Origin of the sequence: Natronococcus occultus SP4 (genome assembly GCF_000328685.1) — an archaeon.
In the GTDB taxonomy this organism is placed as follows: Archaea; Halobacteriota; Halobacteria; order Halobacteriales; family Natrialbaceae; genus Natronococcus; species Natronococcus occultus.
The window spans coordinates 1,276,187-1,298,054 of the sequence record NC_019974.1 but is presented as its reverse complement, the minus strand read 5'-3'; the positions used below and the strand labels follow the sequence as shown (position 1 = coordinate 1,298,054).

The 21,868-nt window shown below is 63.5% G+C and carries 19 protein-coding genes, 1 tRNA gene and 3 rRNA genes; 6 read left to right on the top strand and 17 right to left on the bottom strand.

The genetic code is table 11. From position 1 onward, the window contains the following. Positions 1-21: 21 nt before the first annotated feature. Positions 22-1,419, bottom strand: coding sequence for an NCS2 family permease (locus NATOC_RS06340; RefSeq protein ID WP_015320594.1), 1,398 nt, complete (start codon positions 1,417-1,419; stop codon positions 22-24). 159 nt (positions 1,420-1,578) lie between these two features. Here NATOC_RS06340 and NATOC_RS06335 point away from each other — a divergent pair, with 159 nt between their 5' ends. Continuing rightward, the gene (locus tag NATOC_RS06335) at positions 1,579-2,241 is read left to right on the top strand and encodes a potassium channel family protein (protein WP_015320593.1); all 663 of its coding nucleotides are present in this window, start codon (positions 1,579-1,581) and stop codon (positions 2,239-2,241) included. Between the two features lie 134 nt (positions 2,242-2,375). Here NATOC_RS06335 and NATOC_RS06330 read toward each other — a convergent pair whose 3' ends face one another. The 3 genes from NATOC_RS06330 to NATOC_RS06320 are packed head-to-tail and all read right to left on the bottom strand — an operon-like array spanning position 2,376 to position 5,309. Beyond that, entirely contained in the window at positions 2,376-3,416 is a 1,041-nt protein-coding gene (locus NATOC_RS06330; RefSeq protein WP_015320592.1) for a DNA methyltransferase, read from the bottom strand. Between the two features lie 52 nt (positions 3,417-3,468). Then, entirely contained in the window at positions 3,469-3,744 is a 276-nt protein-coding gene (locus tag NATOC_RS06325) for a DUF7513 family protein (protein ID WP_015320591.1), read from the bottom strand. Beyond that, entirely contained in the window at positions 3,741-5,309 is a 1,569-nt protein-coding gene (locus tag NATOC_RS06320; protein WP_015320590.1) for a Na+/H+ antiporter NhaC family protein, read from the bottom strand. Before NATOC_RS06320 ends, NATOC_RS06325 begins: the two co-directional genes overlap by 4 nt. A 204-nt stretch (positions 5,310-5,513) precedes the next feature. Between NATOC_RS06320 and NATOC_RS06315 the strand changes: the two genes are divergently transcribed. Next, on the top strand, positions 5,514-6,521 hold the full coding sequence (locus NATOC_RS06315; protein ID WP_015320589.1) for a glutathione S-transferase family protein: 1,008 nt from the start codon (positions 5,514-5,516) through the stop codon (positions 6,519-6,521). 231 nt (positions 6,522-6,752) lie between these two features. On the opposite strand, the gene NATOC_RS06310 is transcribed toward NATOC_RS06315, so the two are convergent. The 7 genes from NATOC_RS06310 to NATOC_RS06280 all read right to left on the bottom strand — a co-directional run bounded on the left by NATOC_RS06310 (position 6,753) and on the right by NATOC_RS06280 (position 14,243). Then, a complete protein-coding gene (locus NATOC_RS06310) occupies positions 6,753-6,971 on the bottom strand; it encodes a DUF7535 family protein (protein WP_015320588.1) in 219 nt (72 codons plus the stop codon). A 54-nt stretch (positions 6,972-7,025) separates the two neighbouring features. Continuing rightward, positions 7,026-7,826: an NAD-dependent epimerase/dehydratase family protein gene (locus tag NATOC_RS06305; protein ID WP_015320587.1), complete on the bottom strand. Its 801-nt coding sequence runs from the start codon at positions 7,824-7,826 to the stop codon at positions 7,026-7,028. A gap of 153 nt (positions 7,827-7,979) precedes the next feature. Continuing rightward, positions 7,980-8,101, bottom strand: a 5S ribosomal RNA gene (gene rrf / locus NATOC_RS06300). Between the two features lie 119 nt (positions 8,102-8,220). Continuing rightward, positions 8,221-11,143 (bottom strand): 23S ribosomal RNA (locus tag NATOC_RS06295). A 224-nt stretch (positions 11,144-11,367) separates the two neighbouring features. Next, positions 11,368-11,439 (bottom strand) — tRNA-Ala (locus NATOC_RS06290). Between the two features lie 164 nt (positions 11,440-11,603). Further along, a 16S ribosomal RNA gene (locus NATOC_RS06285) occupies positions 11,604-13,075 on the bottom strand. The 16S, 23S and 5S rRNA genes sit together here with 1 tRNA gene alongside, the layout of an rRNA operon. Positions 13,076-13,700: 625 nt before the next feature. Continuing rightward, positions 13,701-14,243 (bottom strand): AAA domain-containing protein, encoded by a 543-nt coding sequence (locus NATOC_RS06280; protein WP_217255556.1) that lies wholly within the window; start codon positions 14,241-14,243, stop codon positions 13,701-13,703. Between the two features lie 82 nt (positions 14,244-14,325). On the opposite strand from NATOC_RS06280, the gene NATOC_RS06275 reads away from it, so the two are divergent. Beyond that, positions 14,326-14,763: a polyketide cyclase/dehydrase gene (locus NATOC_RS06275; protein WP_245549695.1), complete on the top strand. Its 438-nt coding sequence runs from the start codon at positions 14,326-14,328 to the stop codon at positions 14,761-14,763. Positions 14,764-14,770: 7 nt separating this feature from the next. Here the strand turns inward: NATOC_RS06275 and NATOC_RS06270 are convergent, their stop codons facing one another. Next, positions 14,771-15,421 carry an HAD family hydrolase gene (locus NATOC_RS06270; protein ID WP_015320586.1) on the bottom strand — a complete coding sequence of 217 codons (651 nt, stop codon included), beginning with the start codon at positions 15,419-15,421 and terminating at the stop codon, positions 14,771-14,773. Positions 15,422-15,576: 155 nt separating this feature from the next. On the opposite strand from NATOC_RS06270, the gene NATOC_RS06265 reads away from it, so the two are divergent. Beyond that, entirely contained in the window at positions 15,577-16,086 is a 510-nt protein-coding gene (locus NATOC_RS06265) for a DUF6735 family protein (protein ID WP_015320585.1), read from the top strand. Between the two features lie 65 nt (positions 16,087-16,151). Then, positions 16,152-16,925 (top strand): MOSC domain-containing protein, encoded by a 774-nt coding sequence (locus tag NATOC_RS06260; protein WP_015320584.1) that lies wholly within the window; start codon positions 16,152-16,154, stop codon positions 16,923-16,925. 21 nt (positions 16,926-16,946) lie between these two features. On the opposite strand, the gene NATOC_RS06255 is transcribed toward NATOC_RS06260, so the two are convergent. Beyond that, the gene (locus NATOC_RS06255) at positions 16,947-17,306 is read right to left on the bottom strand and encodes a rhodanese-like domain-containing protein (protein ID WP_015320583.1); all 360 of its coding nucleotides are present in this window, start codon (positions 17,304-17,306) and stop codon (positions 16,947-16,949) included. Positions 17,307-17,654: 348 nt separating this feature from the next. On the opposite strand from NATOC_RS06255, the gene purF reads away from it, so the two are divergent. Next, positions 17,655-19,127 carry an amidophosphoribosyltransferase gene (gene purF, locus NATOC_RS06250; RefSeq protein ID WP_049888691.1) on the top strand — a complete coding sequence of 491 codons (1,473 nt, stop codon included), beginning with the start codon at positions 17,655-17,657 and terminating at the stop codon, positions 19,125-19,127. A gap of 3 nt (positions 19,128-19,130) precedes the next feature. Here purF and NATOC_RS06245 read toward each other — a convergent pair whose 3' ends face one another. The 4 genes from NATOC_RS06245 to NATOC_RS06230 all read right to left on the bottom strand — a co-directional run bounded on the left by NATOC_RS06245 (position 19,131) and on the right by NATOC_RS06230 (position 21,748). Continuing rightward, positions 19,131-19,712, bottom strand: coding sequence for a methyltransferase family protein (locus tag NATOC_RS06245; RefSeq protein ID WP_015320581.1), 582 nt, complete (start codon positions 19,710-19,712; stop codon positions 19,131-19,133). 58 nt (positions 19,713-19,770) lie between these two features. Further along, on the bottom strand, positions 19,771-20,655 hold the full coding sequence (locus NATOC_RS06240; protein WP_015320580.1) for an SDR family oxidoreductase: 885 nt from the start codon (positions 20,653-20,655) through the stop codon (positions 19,771-19,773). Between the two features lie 80 nt (positions 20,656-20,735). Then, on the bottom strand, positions 20,736-21,140 hold the full coding sequence (locus NATOC_RS06235; protein ID WP_015320579.1) for a hypothetical protein: 405 nt from the start codon (positions 21,138-21,140) through the stop codon (positions 20,736-20,738). A gap of 44 nt (positions 21,141-21,184) precedes the next feature. Beyond that, positions 21,185-21,748 carry a DUF420 domain-containing protein gene (locus NATOC_RS06230; protein ID WP_015320578.1) on the bottom strand — a complete coding sequence of 188 codons (564 nt, stop codon included), beginning with the start codon at positions 21,746-21,748 and terminating at the stop codon, positions 21,185-21,187. Positions 21,749-21,868 lie beyond the last annotated feature (120 nt).

Sequence of the window (21,868 nt, the reverse complement as noted above, 5' to 3'; positions counted from 1 at the left end):
CAGGGGCGTTGCCGGAACCCCTCAGAACGCGAGCAGCCCCGCGTCGGTCGCGAAGTACGCAGCGAAGTAGACCACGAACGCGACCACGAGCGCCCACTGGCCGAGCGAGACGTCCTCGCGTTCGCCGACGGCGGTCTTGATGATCGGATAGCTCATGATCCCGGCGGCGAGCCCGTTCGCGATCGAGGCGGTCAGGGGCATGATCGTGATCGTCAGTCCGGCAGAGATCGACCAGGCGGGAGCCTGCCAGTCGATGTCGGCGACCCCCTGGAGCATGATGATCCCGACGACGACGACGGCCACGTAGGTCGCGTACTGGGGAATCGCAGCGATCACCGGAACGAGTACCAGCGACACCGCAAACAGCGCGCCGACGACGAGCGCGGTGAACCCGGTTCGGCCACCTTCCTCGAGTCCGGCCGAGGACTCGACGAACGTCGTCACGGTCGAGGTGCCGACCATCGCGCCGACGGTGGTGCCGACGGCGTCGGCCATCAGCGGCCGTTCCATCTCCGGGAGGTTTCCCTCCTCGTCGAGGAAGCCGCCGATCTGGGAGACACCGATGAGCGTTCCCGCCGTATCGAAGAAATCAACGAAGAAGAACGTGAACACGACCAGCCCGAAGACGAGCGGGTCCTCGGCGATCATGCCGAACCCATCAAGGAACCCCGAGAAAAGCGGCGTGAAGTCGTACTGCACCTGAATGTCCTGATCGGGCGTGAGGACGCCGGGAGCGACGACGCCGGCGACGGTCAACAGCCAGCCCAAAAGCGCCGTCGCGACGATCCCGAGGACGATCGCACCGCGGATCCCGCGGGCGTAGAGCACGAACGTCAGCGCGAGGCCGACGACCGAGACGGCCGCGACGGGACTGGTCGCGACGTTACCGAGGTAGACGAGCGTCTCGGGATCGGAGACGACGAGTTCCATCTCCTGCAGCCCGAGGAAGAGCAGGAAGACGCCGATCCCGGCGCCGACGGCGAACTTGACCGGTTCGGGAAACAGCTCGATGATGTAGCGTCGCGCCCCGACCGCTGTCAGCGCGATGAAGATGATTCCCTCAACGAACACCGCCGCGAGGGCGACTTCCCAGGGGACGCCGAGCCCGACAACGACGGTAAACGCGAAGAAGGCGTTCAGCCCCATCCCGGGGGCGAGCCCGAACGGCCGGTTGGCCCAGAACGCCATCACCAGCGTGCCGACGACCGACGCGAGGATCGTCGCGACCGCGATCATCTGGAAGACTTCCACGCTGCTGTACCCCTCGATATCGATCGCCTCGCTCAGGATCGCCGGGTTGACGGCGATGATGTACGACATCGCCAGGAAGGTCGTCAGCCCCGCAATCGACTCCGTCTCGAGGCTGGTGTCGTACTCATCGAACCCGAAGTACGCCGCGATCCGGTCGGAAACCCCCATGTTGGATGGTCGAGCATACCCATACGGCTCAGTTAAACGTTCCCGTCTCCGGTCGCCGATTAGTATACACGAGCGTGGATAGGACGTCGCCTCGACCGACGAACCGTCGCGGCCGCTCCGAACGAACGTATTTGTCCCCCGAGCACGTATCCGACTACCATGCGATTTGTCATCGTGGGATACGGCCGAGTCGGCTCGCACACGGCACGCATCCTCACGGAGGAGGGCCACGAGCTCGTCGTCGTCGACGACGACTCCGACCGGATCGAACGGGCCACGAACGACGGGTTCGACACCGTGGAGGGCGACGGTGCCGACGAGGCGGTGTTACTCGAGGCGGGAATCGACGAGGCCGACGCAATCGGGGCCTTTACCCCGGATCTCAACGTCAACTTCGCAGCCTGTATGGTGGGCAACCACCACGACTGCCGGACCGTCCTGCGGATCGACGAGGACTACCGGGAGGATATCTACGAGAAGTACGCCGAGGACGTCGACGACATCATCTACCCCGAACGGCTCGGCGCCGCGGGCGCAAAGACCGCCATGCTTGGAGGGGATTTCAACGTCGTCGCCGACCTCGCCGCGAACCTCCAGCTGACCGTCCTCGAGATCCGGGAGGGCTCTCCCGCGGTCGGCAAGCGGATGAGCGAGCTCGATCTGCCGGAGTCGGCGCGGATCTACGCTCACGGTCGCGCTCGCGAATCCCTGACGATTCCGCTTCCCGGGACCGAACTCGACGTCGGCGACGAGGTCGCTGTCGTCGCCGAGACCGATCGCGTCGACGAACTCCGGGCGATGCTGCTTCCAGCGTCGGCCTGAGCGAAAAAACGGGGCGGCGCAGAGAGCCGTGGACGCGCTCGAGATGGGATGGGGTATCGTATCGACGCGCCCGTCGAGTCCGACAACGGGTTCACCAATAAAACCACGTCAGACGGGCGGCTGACACAGCCACACTACTGCTTCTCGAGTCGAAACACCAGAACGTTCTGGTGGACCATCGAGGGGACAAAGGAGAACGGGTAGCCGTAGACGTGGAGGTCTTTCGTCGGATCGTACCAGACCAGATTCGCTGCGAGGACGAGCGGCGCGGTCGACTCGATCGCCCGCGCCAGCTCCGCGGAGAGGAACTCGTAGGACTGGTCGCGGTACATGTCGCCGATAAAGACGACGACGTGTCCCTCCGGAGTAACGGCGTCGGCGAACCGATCAAACTTCGCGGCCATGTCCTCGAGCCATGCCGCCTTGGTCGTCGTCTCTCCCCTGCCGGGGGCGTCACCGTCGGCACCGTCGGTTTCGGCCGCGTCGAACGCACCGAGCTTGCTCTCGCGGGTCGCGGCCTCGTTTCGGGTCTGTTCGAGCTCGTCCATGTTCCAGTAGGGAACGTCAGTCAACAGCAGGTCGACACTGTCGTCAGGGACGTCCTCGATCAGGTCGGCACAGTCTCCACACCGGAGCTCCTGTTCGGCCAGAGGCGCCTCGCCGCGGGCCCGCCGCTGCTCGTTCTCGCGCTCGAGGACGTCCGCGTAGAGTTCGACCCACTGCTCGTTTCGCTCGAAGCCGATCGCCTCCCGGAGCCCGGTCCCCTCGTGTTCGCAGAAGCTTGCTCCGAGCAAGGTGCCGCCGACGCCGGCGAACGGGTCAAGCACCGTCTCTCCGGCCTTGCTGAACCGTCCGATCAGCTCGGCACAGAGCCGCGGTGGTTTCTGGCCGCCGTGTTCGCTTCGCAGTTCGTGTTGGACGTCCGGCGGATACCGCTCGTCGATGACCGACTTCGTGGCGTACTTCCACTCCCTGCCGGTGAGGTCGTTGACGCGGTTGCGCTCGTCGTAGACGCCACGTCCCTCGACGTAGCGCTGGTGGTCGGCGAGCTCGTCGGTGTCGATCACCTCGCCGTCCTCGATCGGTAGCGACTCCTCCTGGGCCCGCTCGGCGTCGAACGCGCCGTCGTCGTCCGTAACCAGTCGGCTCTGTCGATGGCGGTCCCCGTCGGCCATAACACGTCCCCGAGTGGTCGCTCGGAGTACTTAAAAGCGCGTTCGTGGGTCGTTAGCTGGTGTAGGAGCTCTCGCCGACGATCTCGAGGAACTCCCCGCGACCGGTCGTCGTCGAGTCGTCGAACTCGGTCACCCGAACTCGAACGCGTTTCTCGACCGTCTCGGGGCCCGCACCTTCGACGATCAGGTGCGTGTCACCGATGTAGACGTGTCCGTCGGTCGAACTGTTCGACTCCGCGATGAAGACGTCGATCACGTCACCCTCATCGAGCGACGGATTCGTCTCGCGGAAGCGCCATCCCTTGAGGTACTTCTCGAACAGACTCATAGTCGTGCCACCTCCTCGCTCTCGCGATCGATAATGTACTCACGTCCGAACCCGGTGATCGCTGCGACGACGAACACCGCGACCAGCAGCCACCCCTGGAAGACGAACGGAACGACGTCGATCGGCGTCACGAGCATCTCCGTCGTGAACCAGTCGTACTCACCGGGGAGATCCTGCATCGCCGTGAATCCGGCGAGGACGCCGCCGGACCACGGGAAGATGTACCCGAGCGCCGCGGTCTGGGCGTCGAGGATGTTCGCCCGCCGGTAGCCGTTCAGGTTGAACCGTTCGCCGATCTTCGAGATGTACGGCCCGATCGCAACCTCCGCCGCCGTGTTGATCGTGATGACGGCGTTGATCAGCGCCGAGGAACCGACCATCGTCAGCTCGGCGTTGCGAACGTTCGTCGCGAGGTTCTCGATCGACCAATCCAGGATCAACTGGAAGGCACCCCCGCGGATCATGATCTGTGCGGCTGCGATGATCAACAACACAAGAATTGCCAGCTCGAAGAAGCCGGCCGCGCCGTCGATGAGACTGCCCCCGACGCCGACCGCGTCGGCGTCTTCGACGATCGTCAACACCGGCAGAAACTCGAGCGGTTCGGCGACCGGCGCGTCCTCGGGAGCGTTGAACATCACGATATCGCCGACCGACATCAGCCCCAGCGCGAGGCTGAAGGCGGCCGCGACGACGATTCCCCACGAGATCGCTTCGACGATGTGACGGCCGGCGACCGCCGCACCGATCACGATCCCCATCGAGACGAGATGGATCAGCCCGATGGGTTCGCTCTGGGCGACGAGGATCTCCCGGGCGTCGCCGCCGATCTCGAGGCCGCCCATGAACTGGCCGGCGATAATGTAGCCCACGAACGCAAGCACCGCGGCGATGATTACGTACTTGAACCGGGAGGCGACGACGCCCCCGATGTCCGAGTCCTGTGTCACCGCGCTGACGATCGTCGTGTCACTGACGGGAGCGAGATTGTCGCCGAAGATCGCCCCCGAGAGGATCGCGGCGAACATCAACACCGGATTCGCCCCGAGCAGAATTCCTGCCGGGAAAAACAGCGTGACGAACGCGATCGCCGCGCCGTATCCCGTTCCGATCCCGGTCGTGAAAAGCCCTGCCAGAACGAAGGTAATCGCCGGGAACAGCGTCGCGCCGATTCCGCCGACGTCGGCCAGCCAGACCAGTCCGTCGACGAACCCGCCGTCCTGCAGGATCTCTGCGAACATCCCCGCCCAGATCCAGGCGACGATCGCCGTCACCGCGACCGGCTGTGTCATCCCCTCGAAGATCGTGTTCGCGTAGGTCTTCCAGTCGCCACGGACGAAGAACATTCCCAGGATCAGCCCGATCAGGATCCCGACGACCAGTCCACTCGTATCGGAGATCCGCCAGAGTGCGGTCTGTGCGATCGCCCAGAGGATAAAAAACGCGATCGGAATCGCGCTCATCCCGCGACCGCCGTAGAACGTGATACGCGGCTCGTCGTCGTCAGCCTGGGTGAACGACTCAGTCGGACCCGACTCGTCCGGTCCACCGTTATCAGTGCTCATCGTAACACACGACAGTACTATCCAAACGGCGGGAAGTAAATGTTACCGAATGGGTACCGAACGATACCGCTTGCTGTACGCTTTTGGCGTTCTTTCTCGATAGCAGTAACGTGTCGACGCCGCCTCGCGACCGTCACGGGCTGCTGCGACCGGTAACATCGATGTTAGCGAGAGTCTTTGTACCGCTCGGCCGTTAGGAACGGTATGAACATGCTCGTCGACGGCGAGTGGCGGACCGACGCCTACGAAACGACGAACGACGACGGCGCGTTCGATCGTCAGGAGACGACGTTTCGGAACCGAATCCGTGACGATCCCGACGCCACATTCCAGCCGGAGGCCGGACGCTACCACCTCTACGTCTCCTACGCGTGCCCGTGGGCCCACCGGACGCTCGTGACCCGTGCGCTCAAGGGTCTCGAGGACGCGATCTCGGTCTCGGTCGTCGACCCGTACCGCGGCGAGGACGGCTGGCAGTTCACTCCCGAGAAGGACGGCTGTACGCCCGACGACGTCCACGGCGCCGACTACCTCCGCGAACTGTACGTCCGCGCGGATTCCGACGTCACTGCCCGCGTGACAGTTCCGGTGCTATGGGACAAACGGACCGATACCATCGTCAACAACGAGTCCAAGGAAATCATGCGGATGCTCGACACCGAGTTCGACGCGGTCACCTCGCGGGACGTCGATCTCTACCCCGACGGCTACCGGGAAACAGTCGACCGCATCATCGACGCGATCTACGAACCCATCAACAACGGCGTCTACCGGGCCGGCTTCGCCACCAAACAGGATCCCTACGACGAGGCGATCGACGACCTCTTCGCGGCACTCGATCACTGGGACGACGTCCTCGAGGACCAACGCTACCTCGCGGGCGACCGACTGACCGAGGCCGATATCGCGATGTTCACGACGCTGGTTCGGTTCGATAACGTCTACCACACACATTTCATGTGTAACGTCAGGCAGATCCGCGACTACGAGAACCTGTGGCCGTACCTCCGCGATCTCTACCAGACGCCGGGCGTCTCCGACACCGTCCGAATGGACCATATCAAGGACCACTACTACACGACCCATCCCGACGTGAACCCCCACCGAATCGTCGCCCGCGGACCGGATCTCTCGTTCGACGCTCCCCACGACCGGGACGAGCTTCCCGGCACACCGCCGACCGCCCTCGAGGCGGTAAGCACGAACGACTGAGACGAGTTGCGATGGCGCTACTGTGAATCGCCTTGGGGTCAAGCTCCGATGCACTCGCCCTGTGCTACCTGTAGAACTGTCGAACAATAAATTCGCGCGGTCGACGTACCCACTCCCTGCTCGCTTCACTCGCTAAGGGCGGGGCTTCCCACCCGCGACTACAGCTAACATTTAACACGAGTGCCAGCGGTCACCCGACCCGTGGTCGTTGCGAGACGACCGCTACGGGATTCAGGAGCCGCTCGGGGGCTGTCGTGGCTCGCGGCTGCTGCGCCACTGCTCGAAGTTTCCCTGTTCGTCCTCGGCGAAAAACGCCCGCCAGATGAGCCACCCAACGACGAACACCGGCAACAGCGGGAGGAGAACCAACACGATGAGCAACGCGACGACATACCCAAACAGCGACATCTGGCTGTTCGGTCCGTAGCCCGTCGACTCGGATACCTTCATACGTCGTTATAGAACCGGTCTAGTATTCCATCTTTCGGTCTCGTAACCGATCGATCAGGCGGTTTCGAGCCCGTCTCTCGCAGCTTCGTCCTCGTCCAGAACCGCCGCAGCGTCGTCCTGTGGCCGATACTCGAGCTCGAGCATTGTCTCCGACAGTGAGAGGAACCGATCACTGTTGTCGGAAATAGCGTGGGCGGTCAGCGGTGTTTCCGGAAGCGACCGCGTCACTGCCGCACGGATGACGCGCTGACAGTCATCCGGACTGAGCCACATCGCGCGAGCGTACCGCTCACCCGCACCGTCCCGGTTAGCGACTACGTCCCTGAGCCCGTCGCGGGTGAGCAGCCATCCGATCCGCAGGTTGATTACGTCGAGTCCGTGTCGGTTCGCGTAGTACTGTCCCATCGCCTCGCCGAAAACCTTCGTTACGCCGTAGTAGGTGTCGGGATCAGACTGTTCGTCCGGCCTGACGACCTTCGGCTGACCGCTCGTCGATTCCGGACGCGTCGGCGAGACGGTATTCTCCATGTTGACGGCGTGATTCGAGCTCGCGAATACGACCCGCTCGAGGTCGTGCTCGACTGCGGCCGCATATACGTTATAGACTCCCTCGATGTTCGGTTCGGAAACCGCATCCCACTCCGCGCGCGGATCCGGGTTCGCTGCAAGGTGGATCACGACGTCCTGTCCCTCGAGAGCGTCGAACACCGCGTCGCGATCGCTGATTTCGATCGGCGTCGTCTCGAGGTCCTCGGATTCGCTGTGAGAGAACAGCGTCAGTTCGGCGTCTGAAAGCGCCTCAATCGCTTCCCTCCCGACGCTACCGGACGCGCCAGTGATTGCGATGTTAGTCATGCCCAGCCGTAGCCCGTCCGGAAGGAAATAGAACAGCCCAGCGCGTTCCGGTTCGGATCAACCGAAGCAGACTACCGCCAAAGCTGGCAGCTGTGTATTATAAATACGGAACGCCCACACAGCGGGCGCTGTGCGGGCGTGAATCAGTATGAGTGGTGGCGGCGAATCGGATTTCCCAGAGGGTCTCCCACTCCAGTACTGACCGAAACGCAGGCGAGCTTATCTTCCGTGTTCGGGATGGGTACGGGAGGCACCTCGCCGCTGTGGCCGCCGTAATGCCGATCGACGGAGTCGAACCGTCGTCAAACCCTAATCGGTCAACGACCGTAATGTACGTGTAGTCCAGTTTGCGTCCGGACCCGTTTCCGGGCACTGTGATCCGAATGCGAATATGAATGTGTGGCTCGATCAGTTAGTGCTCGCGGGCTCAACGCCTCGTTGCCTTGGCGCGTACACCCCGAGTCTATCGAACTCGTCTTCTACGAGCGATCTCGACGGTTCCTCTTTTCCAGGTGGGTTTCGAGCTTAGATGCGTTCAGCTCTTACCCCGTGGTGCGTGGCTGCCCGGCACGTGCTCTTTCGAACAGCCGGTACACCAGTGGCACCCATTCGTAGTTCCTCTCGTACTATACGAACGTTCCCGTCAGGAACCATTACACCCCCAATAGATAGCAGCCGACCTGTCTCACGACGGTCTAAACCCAGCTCACGACCTCCTTTAATAGGCGAACAACCTCACCCTTGCCCGCTTCTGCACGGGCAGGATGGAGGGAACCGACATCGAGGTAGCAAGCCACTCGGTCGATATGTGCTCTTGCGAGTGACGACTCTGTTATCCCTAAGGTAGCTTTTTTGTCAGCAATCTCCCGCATCAAGCAGGATGATTGGTTCGCTAGACCACGCTTTCGCGTCAGCGTCCGTCGTTGTGCCGGACACTGTCAGGCTTCCGTTTGCTCTTGCGCTCTTTCCCGCGTCTCCGACGCGGGTGAGGAAACCTTGGGGCGCGCTCGATATCTTTTCAAGCGCGTACCGCCCCAGTCAAACTGCCCGGCTACCAGTGTCCTCCGCCAGGAGTGAGAGTCGCAGTCACCATCGGGTAGTATTTCAATGCTGGCTCGGTGAGCCGCTAGCGCGGCTACCTGTGTAACGCCTCCTACCTATGCTGCACAATGGCGACCACGTCTCAGTGACAGCCTGCAGTAAAGCTCTATAGGGTCTTCGCTTCCCCTTGGGGGTCTCCAGACTCCGCACTGGAACGTACAGTTCACCGGGCCCAACGTTGGGACAGTGGCGCTCTCGTTGATCCATTCATGCAAGCCGCTACTGAAGCGGCAAGGTACTACGCTACCTTAAGAGGGTCATAGTTACCCCCGCCGTTAACGGGTCCTTCGTCCCCTTGTAAGGGGTGTTCAGATACCCGCACTGGGCAGGATTCAGTGACCGTACGAGTCCTTGCGGATTTGCGGTCACCTATGTTGTTACTAGACAGTCGGAGCGCCCGAGTCACTGCGACCTGCCCCATTGCGGGGCAGGCATCCCTTCTTCCGAAGGTACGGGACTAACTTGCCGAATTCCCTAACGTCGGTTACTCCCGACAGACCTTGGCTTTCGCCGCCATGAGTACCTGTGTCGGATCTCGGTACGGACAGTGTGATCGCCTTTTCACGGGCTCTGGGTTGACCGCTCTTGCGCTATCCAGTCATTCGTTCGCTTCGTGCCATTACGGCTTCCACGAATTTCGACTGTTCGACCGGGCGAAGGCCCGGCAGCGGCGGCCCCAAAGCGTCAGCTTTGAGTTCACACTGGTACAGGAATATTAACCTGTTTCCCTGTTGTCTCATTCGAGTTACGGTGAGACTTAGGACCGACTAACCCTCAGCTGATCAGCATTGCTGAGGAACCCTTACTCGTTCGGCCGTCGGGGGTTCAACCCGACTAACGCTGCTACTATGACCAGGATTATCGTTACTGAACGGTCCACACGATCTCTCGACCGTGCTTCCACCCGAACAGAACGCCGACCTACGCGATCGCCCCTATGGGGGGCGCGGCCAGGTCTCGGTGGTGGATTTGAGCCCCGATCATTTTGGGCGCCTCAAACCTCGGCCGGTAAGCTGTTACGCTTTTCTTAGAGGGTAGCTGCTTCTAAGCTCACCTCCCGGCTGTCTAGGGCTTGAGACCACCTTCGATCGCACTTAATCCACACTTGGGGACCTTAACCCGGCGCTGGGTTGTCTCCCTTACGGTACACAGGCTTACCCCGCGCACCGATCTCCCCGCGTCGACGGCGTTCGTAAGTTTGGAGTTGGACAGGGGGGCGCACTCCTCTCGGAGTGCGGTCCCCCAATCCGTCGCTCTACCTCACGAACTACCTCGGCGGAGGTGATGCTTCGACATCTTTCGGTCGGAACCAGCTGTGTCCGGATTCGATGGGCCTTTCACCCCTAGACGTAGGTCACGAGAGGGTATTGTAGGACACCAACTCTAACAGACTTCCACGTGCCTTTCGGCACGCTTCATCTTGCCCACGTCTAGATCATCCGGTTTCGGGTCGTGCCCGTTTGACTCCCCGCGCTTGAACACGGCGGCCCTCACGCAAAGCGCTGCGGTCCCTGTCGGTTTCCCTACGCCTTCCCTGATGATCAGGTTAGACTCGTCAAACAGGCACACTCCCTGGTTCGTTTTTCAAAACGTACGACGGAACTTCGGCTTCCGCTGCGTCCTACTTGTAGCTCGCGCTACGTTCGTTTTGCAGAGGACCTTCTAAGCCCCGTCGCTCGATCGCCAACTGATTTCACGCCCTATTGCACCTCCCTTCTCGGGGTGCTTTTCAGCGTTCGCTCACGCTACTTGTTCGCTATCGGTCTTGAGGAGTGTTTAGTCTTCGCAGTCGATGCCTGCGAGATTCTCGAGGGATATCCAACCCCCGATACTCTGGAGCTGACTCGTTCCTTACTGCTCGACAGTACGGGACTGTCACCCTGTTTCGTGCTCCGTTCCAGGAGACTTCGTGTCGAGTGTCGGGAAGTGATCGTCAGTCCGAACACCACATTGCCCGTAGGGGCTTCGGTTTGGACTGATGTCGCGTTCCTTCGCCAGTACTAACGATATCACGTTGCGTTTTCTTTTCCTGCCGGTACTAAGATGTTTCAATTCCCGGCGTTCCCCATTGCGCGAAGCAATTGCGAGGGGATTCCCATTCGGAGATCCCAAGTTCTTCCCCTCCGTGCGAGTCCCTTGGGCTTATCGCAGCTTGGCACGTCCGTCTTCAGCTCTCAAGCCGAGCGATCCACCAGCTGGCACAGTAGCCACGTTCGTCGGATCAGGGTTGCAAAGCAACCGTGTAGTGACCCGGGAACGGGTCCAGTGGACGCCTGGACTACACGTACACACGGTCTCATCTGCACGCCAGTAGACGGCTGGCCTGCATTAACCCTTCCCAGCCACACTTGCGCGGGCTGGTGCATCGGTTTGCGTTCGGATTGAATCGAAAGTGCCTGTCCCACTTAAGGGACACGATCTTCGATCGCTTCCGCAATCATGGACCCACAGGGATTCGAACCCTGGGCATCCTCCTTGCAAAGGAGGCACTCTCCCACTGAGCTATGGGCCCACTCTCTACAGGCCGGATGTGGCCCGTAGAGAGCGTAGATGGTGTGAGCCTCGGTAGTTCAAGGGTGCCCGGTCGGCCCGTGATGGGCGCGGACCGAACGTGGACTGCGTGGCGCAACGCGCCACGAGTTTGGTGGGCCACCCCGTCGGGGTGGTCCCGGTCTGTGGAGGTGATCCAGCCGCAGATTCCCCTACGGCTACCTTGTTACGACTTAAGCCCCCTTGCGAAGCCCAGATTCGACCCCCAGAAGGGGCCTCATCCGGACCTCACTCGGGTGCTTTGACGGGCGGTGTGTGCAAGGAGCAGGGACGTATTCACCGCCGTCTTCTGAACGGCGATTACTACCGAATCCAGCTTCATGCGGACGAGTTTCAGTCCGCAATCCGAACTACGATCGAGTTTCGGAGATTAGCGCCCCCTTTCGGGGTTGCATCCCACTGTCTCGACCATTGTAGCCCGCGTGTTGCCCAGCACATTCGGGGCATACTGACCTACCGTTGCCCGTTCCTTCCTCCAGTTTGGCACTGGCAGTCCTCCTAATGTACCCAACCACCACAAGGGTGTTGCTGGCAATTAGGAGTGCGGGTCTCGCTCGTTGCCTGACTTAACAGGACGCCTCACGGTACGAGCTGACGGCGGCCATGCACCTCCTCTCAGTAGGTCTGGTAAGCTCATCACACTGACCGTCACTCCTACTGTCGATGCTGGTGAGATGTCCGGCGTTGAGTCCAATTAAACCGCAGGCTCCTCCGGTTGTAGTGCTCCCCCGCCAATTCCTTTAAGTTTCATCCTTGCGGACGTACTTCCCAGGCGGTCTGCTTCACGGCTTCCCTGCGGCACACCACAGGCTCGTAGCCTGTGGCACACCTAGCAGACATCGTTTACAGCTCGGACTACCCGGGTATCTAATCCGGTTCGTGACCCGAGCTTTCGTCCCTCACCGTCGGATCCGTCTTTCCAGAGCGCTTTCGCCACCGGCGGTCCGTCCAGGATTACGGGATTTCACTCCTACCCCGGACGTACCCTCTGGATCTTCCGGTCCCAAGCCAGGCAGTTTCCACCGGACGCCTCCCCGTTAGGCGGGGAGATTTCCCGATGGACTTGCCTGGCCAGCTACGGACGCTTTAGGCCCAATAAGAGCGGCCATCACTCGTGCTGCCGGTATTACCGCGGCGGCTGGCACCGGTCTTGCCCAGCACTTGTTCCTGCACCACCTTACGGTGCAGAAAAGCGAGGGCTCTATGCCCTCGCACTTGGAGTCCCCTTATCGCACTGGCGTGCAGTGTAAAGGTTTCGCGCCTGCTGCGCCCCGTAGGGCCCGGTATCTTGTCTCAGATACCGTCTCCGGGCTCTTGCTCTCACAACCCGTACCGATTACTGGCACGGTGGGCCGTTACCCCACCGTCTACCTAATCGGCCGCAGCCACATCCTCTGGCGCCGGAGCGTTTCGGGCTCGCGCCAGTTCCAGGCGTCGAGCGGTATGGGGAATTAGCCTCAGTTTCCCGAGGTTGGTCCCCTCCAGAGGGTAGTTTGGCCACGTGTTACTGAGCTATCTGCTACGAGTCTGAACTCGTGCAACTAGCATGGCTAAATCGGACTCCAATAGCAATGGCCTCCGGCAGGATCAACCGGAGTGCTCTTTCCCCCAAAGTGGGGGAGGTTGGCGGAGTATGAATCGAATCACACTCACTTGAATGGGTCCACGTTCGGATCGGCCGCGATCGCAGACCGATCGGGCGTCACCGAACTACCAAGGCTCACATCAGATCCCATCTGTACGGCGGACCGCAGGGGTAGGATCCTCATTTCCTTCGGACGTATTCATAAGCGTCGAGGGGTACTTAACCCCTTCGAAGCCGAATCGTCCAAGTCAACGAGGCGCGAGACGCCTCGTCGATCACATCACATCCGAATCCCCGTATACACTTAAGGCCGTCGGATCGACCTAGGCCGGAAAATCGTATCCGGCGGACCGATCAGCTCCTAGACTGAACGACCCCTCGATATGTAAAGGGGTCATCGATCGGTGCCGGTCGGCACCGAATCGAGGACGGGATGTCGTGTCTACCTCCGTACCGGGAAACGGTCGAAGGGGACGCGGATGCGCCGCGTCGTTCGCATTAGTGACGAGTGCCCGGCGAATACATAAGCACGTCGAACGCGTCCCTCACCGGGAGTGTCTCACAAACCCGTGAGAAGAGATTCCGAGGACGTCGGCTGCGCGTCGGGCCGTCGCTAGAGTCGCGACCGGCTCCCGAAGCTATACGGCGTCGACGACCGTTCCCCGGTCGCGGACGTACGCGAGGAAGTCGTCGAGGACATCTACCTCGGTGACCGTGTCGCTGTCGCCAACGACGACAGCTTTCCGACGGGCTCGGGTGAGTGCGACGTTGAACCGGCGGGATTCCTCGAGGAAGCCGACCGCACCGCGGTCGTTGCTCCGGACCAGCGAGACGATGACGGCTTCCTTCTCCCGCCCCTGGAAGCCGTCGACGGTGTCGATCTCCAGCCCGTCGACCGGAAGCTCGTTCTCGAGACGGTGTACCTGATCGCTGTACGGCGAGATGATCACGGGCTCCTCCGGTTCGAGACCCGCCTCCAGCAAGGTGCGGGCGTAGTCGGCGACCAGCGCCTCCTCGCCGTCGATCTCGATCTCGCCGATCCGGTCCGAATCGACGTCGGCTTCGCCGGTGAGCGCGCCGACGACGTCGCCGGGACCTTCCTCTTCGAGTCCGTGAACCAGCACCGTCGACAGTGTTGGACAGCCGTAGCGGATCGGTCCCGTTGGAGATCCGGGTTGCACACCAACATAGCTACGAACCGTCGGCGAAGCGGCGCCGCTGTGCAATCGATACTGTCATCGACTTACAAAGAGACACAGCACCATGAATCAGCTAGAGCGGTTCGAGGAGATCGACGCACCGCCGGAAACGGTCTGGAGCGTGGTTCTGGAACCCGAGTACGGAACCCGACGAACGGCTCTCGACCGATCGCTCGAGGCGGTACCGGTCGTCGGTGACCGGCTTCGGGCCGATCGACCGCCGACCAGGATCGGGCGCGCGGTGTTCGAGCTGGAGCTCCGTATCGCCGAGGAGAACCGACGGCTCGTCCGACTCGATCGGGTCAGCGTCCCCCGCGTCCTCGACAGCCACCACGACGTTTCACCTCGAGCCGATCGACGGCGGAAGACGGACGAGGCTCCTCCAGCGCGAGACCGCGAGGGGCGCGCTCGTCCCCGTACTGTTCGACGAGCGACGGCTCGGACGGGAGTTCGAGGACTGCGTGAGATCAGGGAGCGATCCGAGTCACGGACGCGGGCCTAATCCCGGCCTACCGAGGGAGGTCGGACAGCTCCGCGAGCGACTCGATCTCGTAGGTCGGTGCCGTCGGCAGCTCGTACCCCTGGCGGTGGTCCCGACGGACGAACGCCGTGTCGATCCCGACGGCGTCGGCCGCGGCGACGTCGACGCGGCTGTCGCCGACGTAGATCGGGTTCTCGACACCGAGCTCCTCGATCGCCCGCTCGAGGTAGTACGGTTCGGGCTTCTTGCGTTCGATTCCGGCGAGCGTCGGCTCCCGGCCGTACCAGGTGTCGAAGGAGGCGAGCGAGCAGTGCTCGAGGACGTTCCCAATCGTCTCGTGTTGGTTGTTGCTGACGATCGCCGTCGGCGCCTCGAGCGTCTCGATGACGTCGACGTCGTCGTACGGCCGTTTCCGGCCGGAGGCCAGCTCCTCGCGCTGGGCCTCGATCGCCGCGCGCTCGCGGGCCTCCCAGAGGGTCGCGGGTTCGAGATCGTACGCGGACGCGACCGTCCACAGCGAGTCGACGGTCGGTCCGAGCAGGGTCTCGACGTCCTCGGTCGTCGGCTCCGCGACGCCGACGTCCTCGAACGCCCTGTGGATCGCGTCGGTCAGGACCGTCCGATCGGTCGGGCGCGTGAGCACGCCGTCGTTGTCGAAGACGAATGCGTCGTAGGCCATTCCGTTCCCGAAGCTAGCGGCCCCAGCGTTTTCTCGGTTGCGCCGGAATCGGGCGTCGCGTTCCGCAGATTGAAGTACGGACGCGCGGCCAGAGCGCTCGATGGAGACCGACGCGTGGACCACCGACGAGACGCGAGGACTCCGGGGGATCGACGATGGGACATAGAGCCCTCGTCGCCTACGAGCGCCCGGATCGACTCTACGATCTGCGCCACAGCCACTGGGGCGGTGCGAAGCTCGAACTCGTCGATCGGCTCGGCGAGCGAACCCCTCTCGCCGGTGGTGCCGTCGACTCCGAACTGATTGCGGACTCAGTGAGTCGCGACCGGATCCGCACCGATTTCCTCGATCCCCGCCGGTACGAGGCGCTCTATCTCGTCGGCATCGACGGCGGAGTCGACCCCTACCGGGTCGTCTGGCTCGAGTGGGACGGCGCCGACGACCGCAGCGGCGACCGCGGCGCAATCGTGGACGTGGCGCCCGGCGAGGACGACCGGAAGTTCCGGCTCTGGGTCAGAGCGACCAAGACCGTCCTCGGCGACGTCCTCGAGATGGGACAGCTCGACCGGGGGACGGCCGGGGCGTACCTCGAGCGACGGCTCCGGACGGAGTACGAGGGCGTCCCGTACGCGTACCACGGGAGGAGGAGCGACCATTCGCAGTGAGCCCCGCGATGTCGGGCGGCGAACGAACGGGACCGTATATACCGGTTGCGCCCCAGATGTCGGTAATGGCACGAGTCGAGCGACTTCGGGTGTACCCGATCAAGGGACTCGACGGAATCGAGGTCGAGCGAGCCGAACTCCTCGCGGGCGGGACGCTCGCTCGCGACAGGGAGTTCAGGCTCGTCGACGCGGACGGCGACGTCGTCAACGGAAAGCGAACCGCGCGGGTCCACGACCTCGAAACCGACTTCGACCACGAGACCGGCGAGCTGACGGTCGAAACCGCCGACGGAGAACGACGGCGGTTCGATCTCGACGACGACTCCGAGAGGGCGGCCGACTGGTTCGGCGAGGTCTTCGGCCTCGAGCTGAGCCTCGAGCGCGATCGCTCGCTCGGTTTCGTCGATCGTCGCGAGATGGGGCCGTCGGTGATCAGCACGGCCACCCTCGAGACCGTCGCCAACTGGTTCGACGGGCTGACTGTCGAGAGCGTCCGTCGGCGGATGCGGGCGAACGTCGAGGTCGCCGGCGTCGAGCCGTTCTGGGAGGACCGATTCGTCGGCGCGGACGCCCCCTCGTTTCTCGCCGGCGACGTCCGGTTCGACGGCGTCACACCCTGCGGGCGCTGTGTCGTTCCACAGCGGGATCCCGAGACGGGCGAGCCGAACCCGGCGTTCCGGGAACGCTTCGTCGAGCGACGCCGCGAGACGTTTCCCGCGTGGGCCGACGAGGACGCCTTCGACCACTACTACACGCTGATGCTCATCGCGGCGGTCCCGGAGCGCCATCGGGAGCGGACGCTCCGGACGGGTGACTCGGTCGAGATCGTCGACGAGTAGCCGACGGAAAAACTGGAGCGCTCAGGCCTCGGATTCGGTCTCGATCTCGGCCTCGGCCTCGCCGTCGGCGGACGTTTCGAGGTCGTACTCCCACTCCCTGTAGCCGCCCGCCATGCTCGCGACGGCGTCGCCGTCGACGTCCTCGAAGCTGCCGATGAGCCGGGCGGCCTGGACGGAGCTCTGGCCGATCGGACAGGCGACGACCACGTCGTCGCCCCAGTCGTACTCGTCGATCTCCGAGGCCAGCCTGGACATCGGGATGTTGATCGCGCCGGGGATGTGACCCCGCTCGTACTCCGATTCCGGACGGATGTCGACGATCTGGACGTCCTCGTTCTCGAGCTTTTCTTTGACGTCTTCCGGTGGGATCTCGGATACCATGGTTGGGTTACAGAGCGCGCCACCGTTTCGACGCGGCCCGCTCACGTAGTTCCGATTGGGGTAGCTCCCCGTTAACACCTTTCGGTCGCCATCAGCAGTGTACGACGAGTCGGAGAGACAGCGGTCGGAAGCGTTCTCCGCACGTCCTCGAACCGAGGACGGCGACGCTCGTCCTCGGACCGAGCCGGAGGGACGTACCGCCGTGCGTTCGGTCGATTATGCACGAATGTGGATATCGGATTGGATGGGATGGGTTATGGACGGCACAAACACGGGGATTTTTGTCCGTGCGGGACGCTACGGTCGACCATGACTGATGGGCGGGGCGAGACTCCCCGGCGAACAGGAATGACCGAGAAGTGCGGCGTCGTCGGCGTCGCGCTCGACGGTCGCGACGCGGCTCGACCGTTGTACTACGCGCTGTACGCGCTCCAGCACCGCGGTCAGGAGTCCGCGGGGATCGTCACCCACGACGGCTTCCAGCAACACAGCCATGTCGACAGGGGACTCGTCGGTGACGTCTTCGACGAGGACGACCTCGAGGGGCTGGCCGGCTCGGCGGGGATCGGCCACGTCCGGTACCCGACGGCCGGCTCGCTCGATACGTCCTGTGCACAGCCGTTCTCGGTCTCGTTCAAGAGCGGCTCGCTGGGGCTGTCCCACAACGGTAATCTCGTCAACGCCGACGAGATCCGCGACGAGCTCGCCGCCCTCGGCCACGCCTTCACCAGCGACGGCGACACCGAGGTCATCGCTCACGACCTCGCGCGCAACCTGCTCGAGGAGGACCTGGTCCGCGCGGTCAAGCGCACGATGAGCCGGATCCACGGCTCCTACGCGCTGACGATCAGCCACGACGACACGGTGCTTGGCGTGCGCGACCCCCAGGGGAACCGCCCGCTCTGTATCGGGAAGCTCGACGACGGCTACATTCTCGCCTCCGAGTCGGCCGCGATCGACACCCTAGACGGGAAACTCGTCCGGGACGTCCGTCCCGGCGAACTGGTCGTCCTCGAGGCCGACGGGAGCGGGTTCGACTCCTACCAGCTGGTCGAGGAGGACGACACCGCCCACTGCTTTTTCGAACACGTCTACTTCGCGCGCCCGGACAGCGTCATCGACGACACGCTCGTCTACGAGGCCCGCCGCGAGCTGGGGCGCAAGCTCTGGGCCGAAAGTGGCGTCGAGACCGACGTCGTCATGCCCGTCCCCGACTCCGGACGGGCGTTCGCCTCCGGCTACGCCGAGGCCGCAGGGGAGACGACTCCCGACGGAGAACCCCGTCCGGAGGACGACGACGGCGTCGAGTTCGCCGAGGGGCTGATGAAAAACCGCTACGTCGGCCGCACGTTCATCATGCCGACCCAGGACGAGCGCGAGCGCGCGGTGCGGCTGAAGCTCAACCCGATCAAATCGACGATCGAGGGTAAGACCGTCACCGTCATCGACGACTCGATCGTCCGCGGAACGACCTCCACCCAGCTCGTCCAGCTGCTCAAGGACTGTGGCGCCACGGAGGTCCACGTCCGTATCGGCGCGCCCGAAATCGTCGCCCCCTGTTACATGGGGATCGACATGGCCACCCGCGAGGAGCTGATCGCCGCGGACAAAGACACCGAGGAGATCCGCGCAGCCATCGAGGCCGACAGCCTCGCCTACCTCTCGACCGACGCCGTCGCCGACGTCCTCGGGGCCGAGCGCAGCGACCTCTGTCTGGGCTGTGTCACGGGCGAGTACCCCTACGACATCGAGGACGAAGCGACCGATCGCGACGTCTCCCGTCCGGAGATCGGTGGACAGACGCTGCGCGCCGACGACTGATCGTCACCAGAGTCCGGGAACCAGACGGTACGGCGTTCGCTCGGCGTAGGTAGCGTACTCCTTGCCGAGGACGTCCCGGAGCACTCGTTCCTCGACGCGGATCCGGTAGCCGTATCCCGCCAGCCCGGCCAGGAGCGCGGCCGCGATGCTCAGCCAGTTGCCGACGGTGACGCCGACGCCGACCAGCGACAGGAGTCCGCCCGTGTAGGAGGGGTGGCGTACCCACCGGTACGGACCCGACTCGATCACGACGTCGTCCTCGGCGACAGTTACCTCGAGATCGAACCCGTCCCCGAGCGTCCGCACCGCGTGCTGTCGTACGAGAACGCCCAGCAGGATCGTCCCCAGCCCGAGACAGAACGCGACGGTCGGTGCGGGAACGTCGAAACCGGGAGCGACCTGCGAGAACAGCACAGCCGCGAGGACGCCCCCGGCGACGCCCGCGCCGATGGCGTGTTTCGAGCCGCGATCCCGCGAGCCGTCGACCGTTCGCCCGTGACGGAGGGCGACGGTCCAGTCCGCGACGATCCAGACGGCGACGACGAGACCGAAAGCGACGAGCGAGATCGACTCTGACCCGAGCATACGGGACGATCCATTGCGAGAAAAATAAGGGTTGACCGGCTCCGGCTGCGGTTCGAAGCTACCCGCCCACGATCGAACCGCCGTTAATGTGTATCGTCTGGCCGCTCACGTACGAGGAGTCTTCGGAGGCCAGATAGACGTACGCCGGACCGAGCTCGCTGGGCTGGCCTGGGCGGCCCATCGGCACGTCCTGTCCGAACTCCGCGACCATCTCGGGATCGTACTGGCCGATCGTCGCGGGGATCAGCGGCGTCCAGATCGGTCCGGGCGCGATCTGGTTGACACGGATCCCTTCGGGAGCGAGCTGCTGGGACAGCGAGCGCGTGAAGGCGACGATCGCACCCTTCGTCGTCGAGTAGTCGACGAGCGTCTCGTTCCCTCTGAACGCGTTGATCGAGGTCGTGTTGACGATCGTATCGCCGTCCTCGAGGTGGGGTAGCGCCGCCCTGGTCAGGTAGAAGTAGCCGTGGATGTTCGTCGCGAACGTCTCCTCCCACTGTTCGTCGGAGATGTCGGTCAAGTCGGTCTTGACGACCTGAGTCGCCGCGTTGTTGACGATCACGTCCAGGTCACCGAACTTGTCGACGACCTCCTCGACGGCCGCCCGACAGAACGCGCTGTCGCCGACGTCGCCGTCCAGCGTCATGCTCTCCTGGCCCTCCGCTTCGACCATCTCCGCGGTCGTCTCGGCGTCCTCGTCCTCGTCGTAGTAGAGGACGGCGACGTCGGCGCCCTCCCGGGCGAAGTGGACCGCGGCCGCCCGGCCGATCCCGCTGTCGCCACCGGTGACGATCGCGACCTCCCCCTCGAGCTTGCCGCTGCCCTCGTAGTCGTCGCGGATGAACTCGGCCGGGGGCTCCATCTCGGTCTCGAGACCGGGACGTCGGTCCTGTTCCTGGGGATCGATCTCCTCGGCCTTCTCGCGCGCTCGCTCGCGTGTCATGGCTCTTCCTATCCGCGGCCGACTGTTGGACGTGTCCGTTGCGAGTGAAGGCAGACGCGACGCTCGAGTGGGGGGGGTCCTCAGCCGCTCGAGTTCCGGCGCGCGTAGAGGACGCCCCCCAGCAGCCCGATCGCGAGGACGCCGAACAGCGGTCGGATCGGGTCGACGTACGTGGCGAGCCACGAGCTTCCGAACAGCGCGACGAGGACGGCGTTGCAGTGAGGACAGGCGACGGCGAAAAAGCCACTGGCCGCGCCGCCGTACGCACAGCGGTCGCCGTCGCAGTCCTCGAGCGACGAGCGCTGGAGGACGTACGCGCCGGCGAGGAGGGCAGTCAGAGCCAGAAACGTGTAGTCGAGCGCGGTCCGGGGGACCATCCGCTCGAACAGCGGGGTCGGAACGAGCCCGGTGATGATCCCGGTGGCCAGAAGGAACGCCCCGCCGACGAGGACGGCGTTCCGAACTGCCGTTCGGCTCGGTTGCACGAGCGAACCTACGTCCGGACGGACGAAAAGCCGTCGGTCGCGGGTCAGTACGCGACGTGTAACAGCGCGTAGACGACGATACCGAGCGAGAACGAGATCAACCACAGCGTCGCCGCGACGCGTCCGAACCGGGCGTGACTCGTCTCGGGGAGCTCCGTGACCGGGTACGCAAGCGCCTGCAACAGCGCGTAGTACAGCACCGGGATACACGCGACTGCAAGCAGGATATGGATCGCAAGCGTCGGCAGGTAGACGAACTGGTAGATCGTGTCGGGACCCGGAAACTCCTGGGGGCCGCCCGTCGCGATCAGCCGGTAGAGATACAGCGTCAGGAAGGCCACGAACAGGCCGAAGGAAGCGAGCATCGCGACCCGGTGGCGATCGATCCGTCCTCGGCGGATCGCACGCCAGCCGATCGCGATCGTTCCGATCGCCGCCGCGCTGATCGCGACGTTGAGATGCGGGATCAGTTCCAGGAACCACTCGGGCGCGTCGGGGACCGCGGTCTGGGGAACCTGTCCGCCTGCGGCCGCGAACACGACCGCAAGCGAGACGACGCTCAGAACGGCCGTGAGCGATCCGACCCGCTCTCGGGGGACGTACTCCATACCCAGCGGTTCGACTGTACGGAGAAAGGGATTGCTGTCCGGCGACGTGACTCGAGCGACGGCGCCGTCGCTCTCGAGTGTTGTTTCCCGAAGGATTGTGCGTGGGTGATGTCCTCGAAG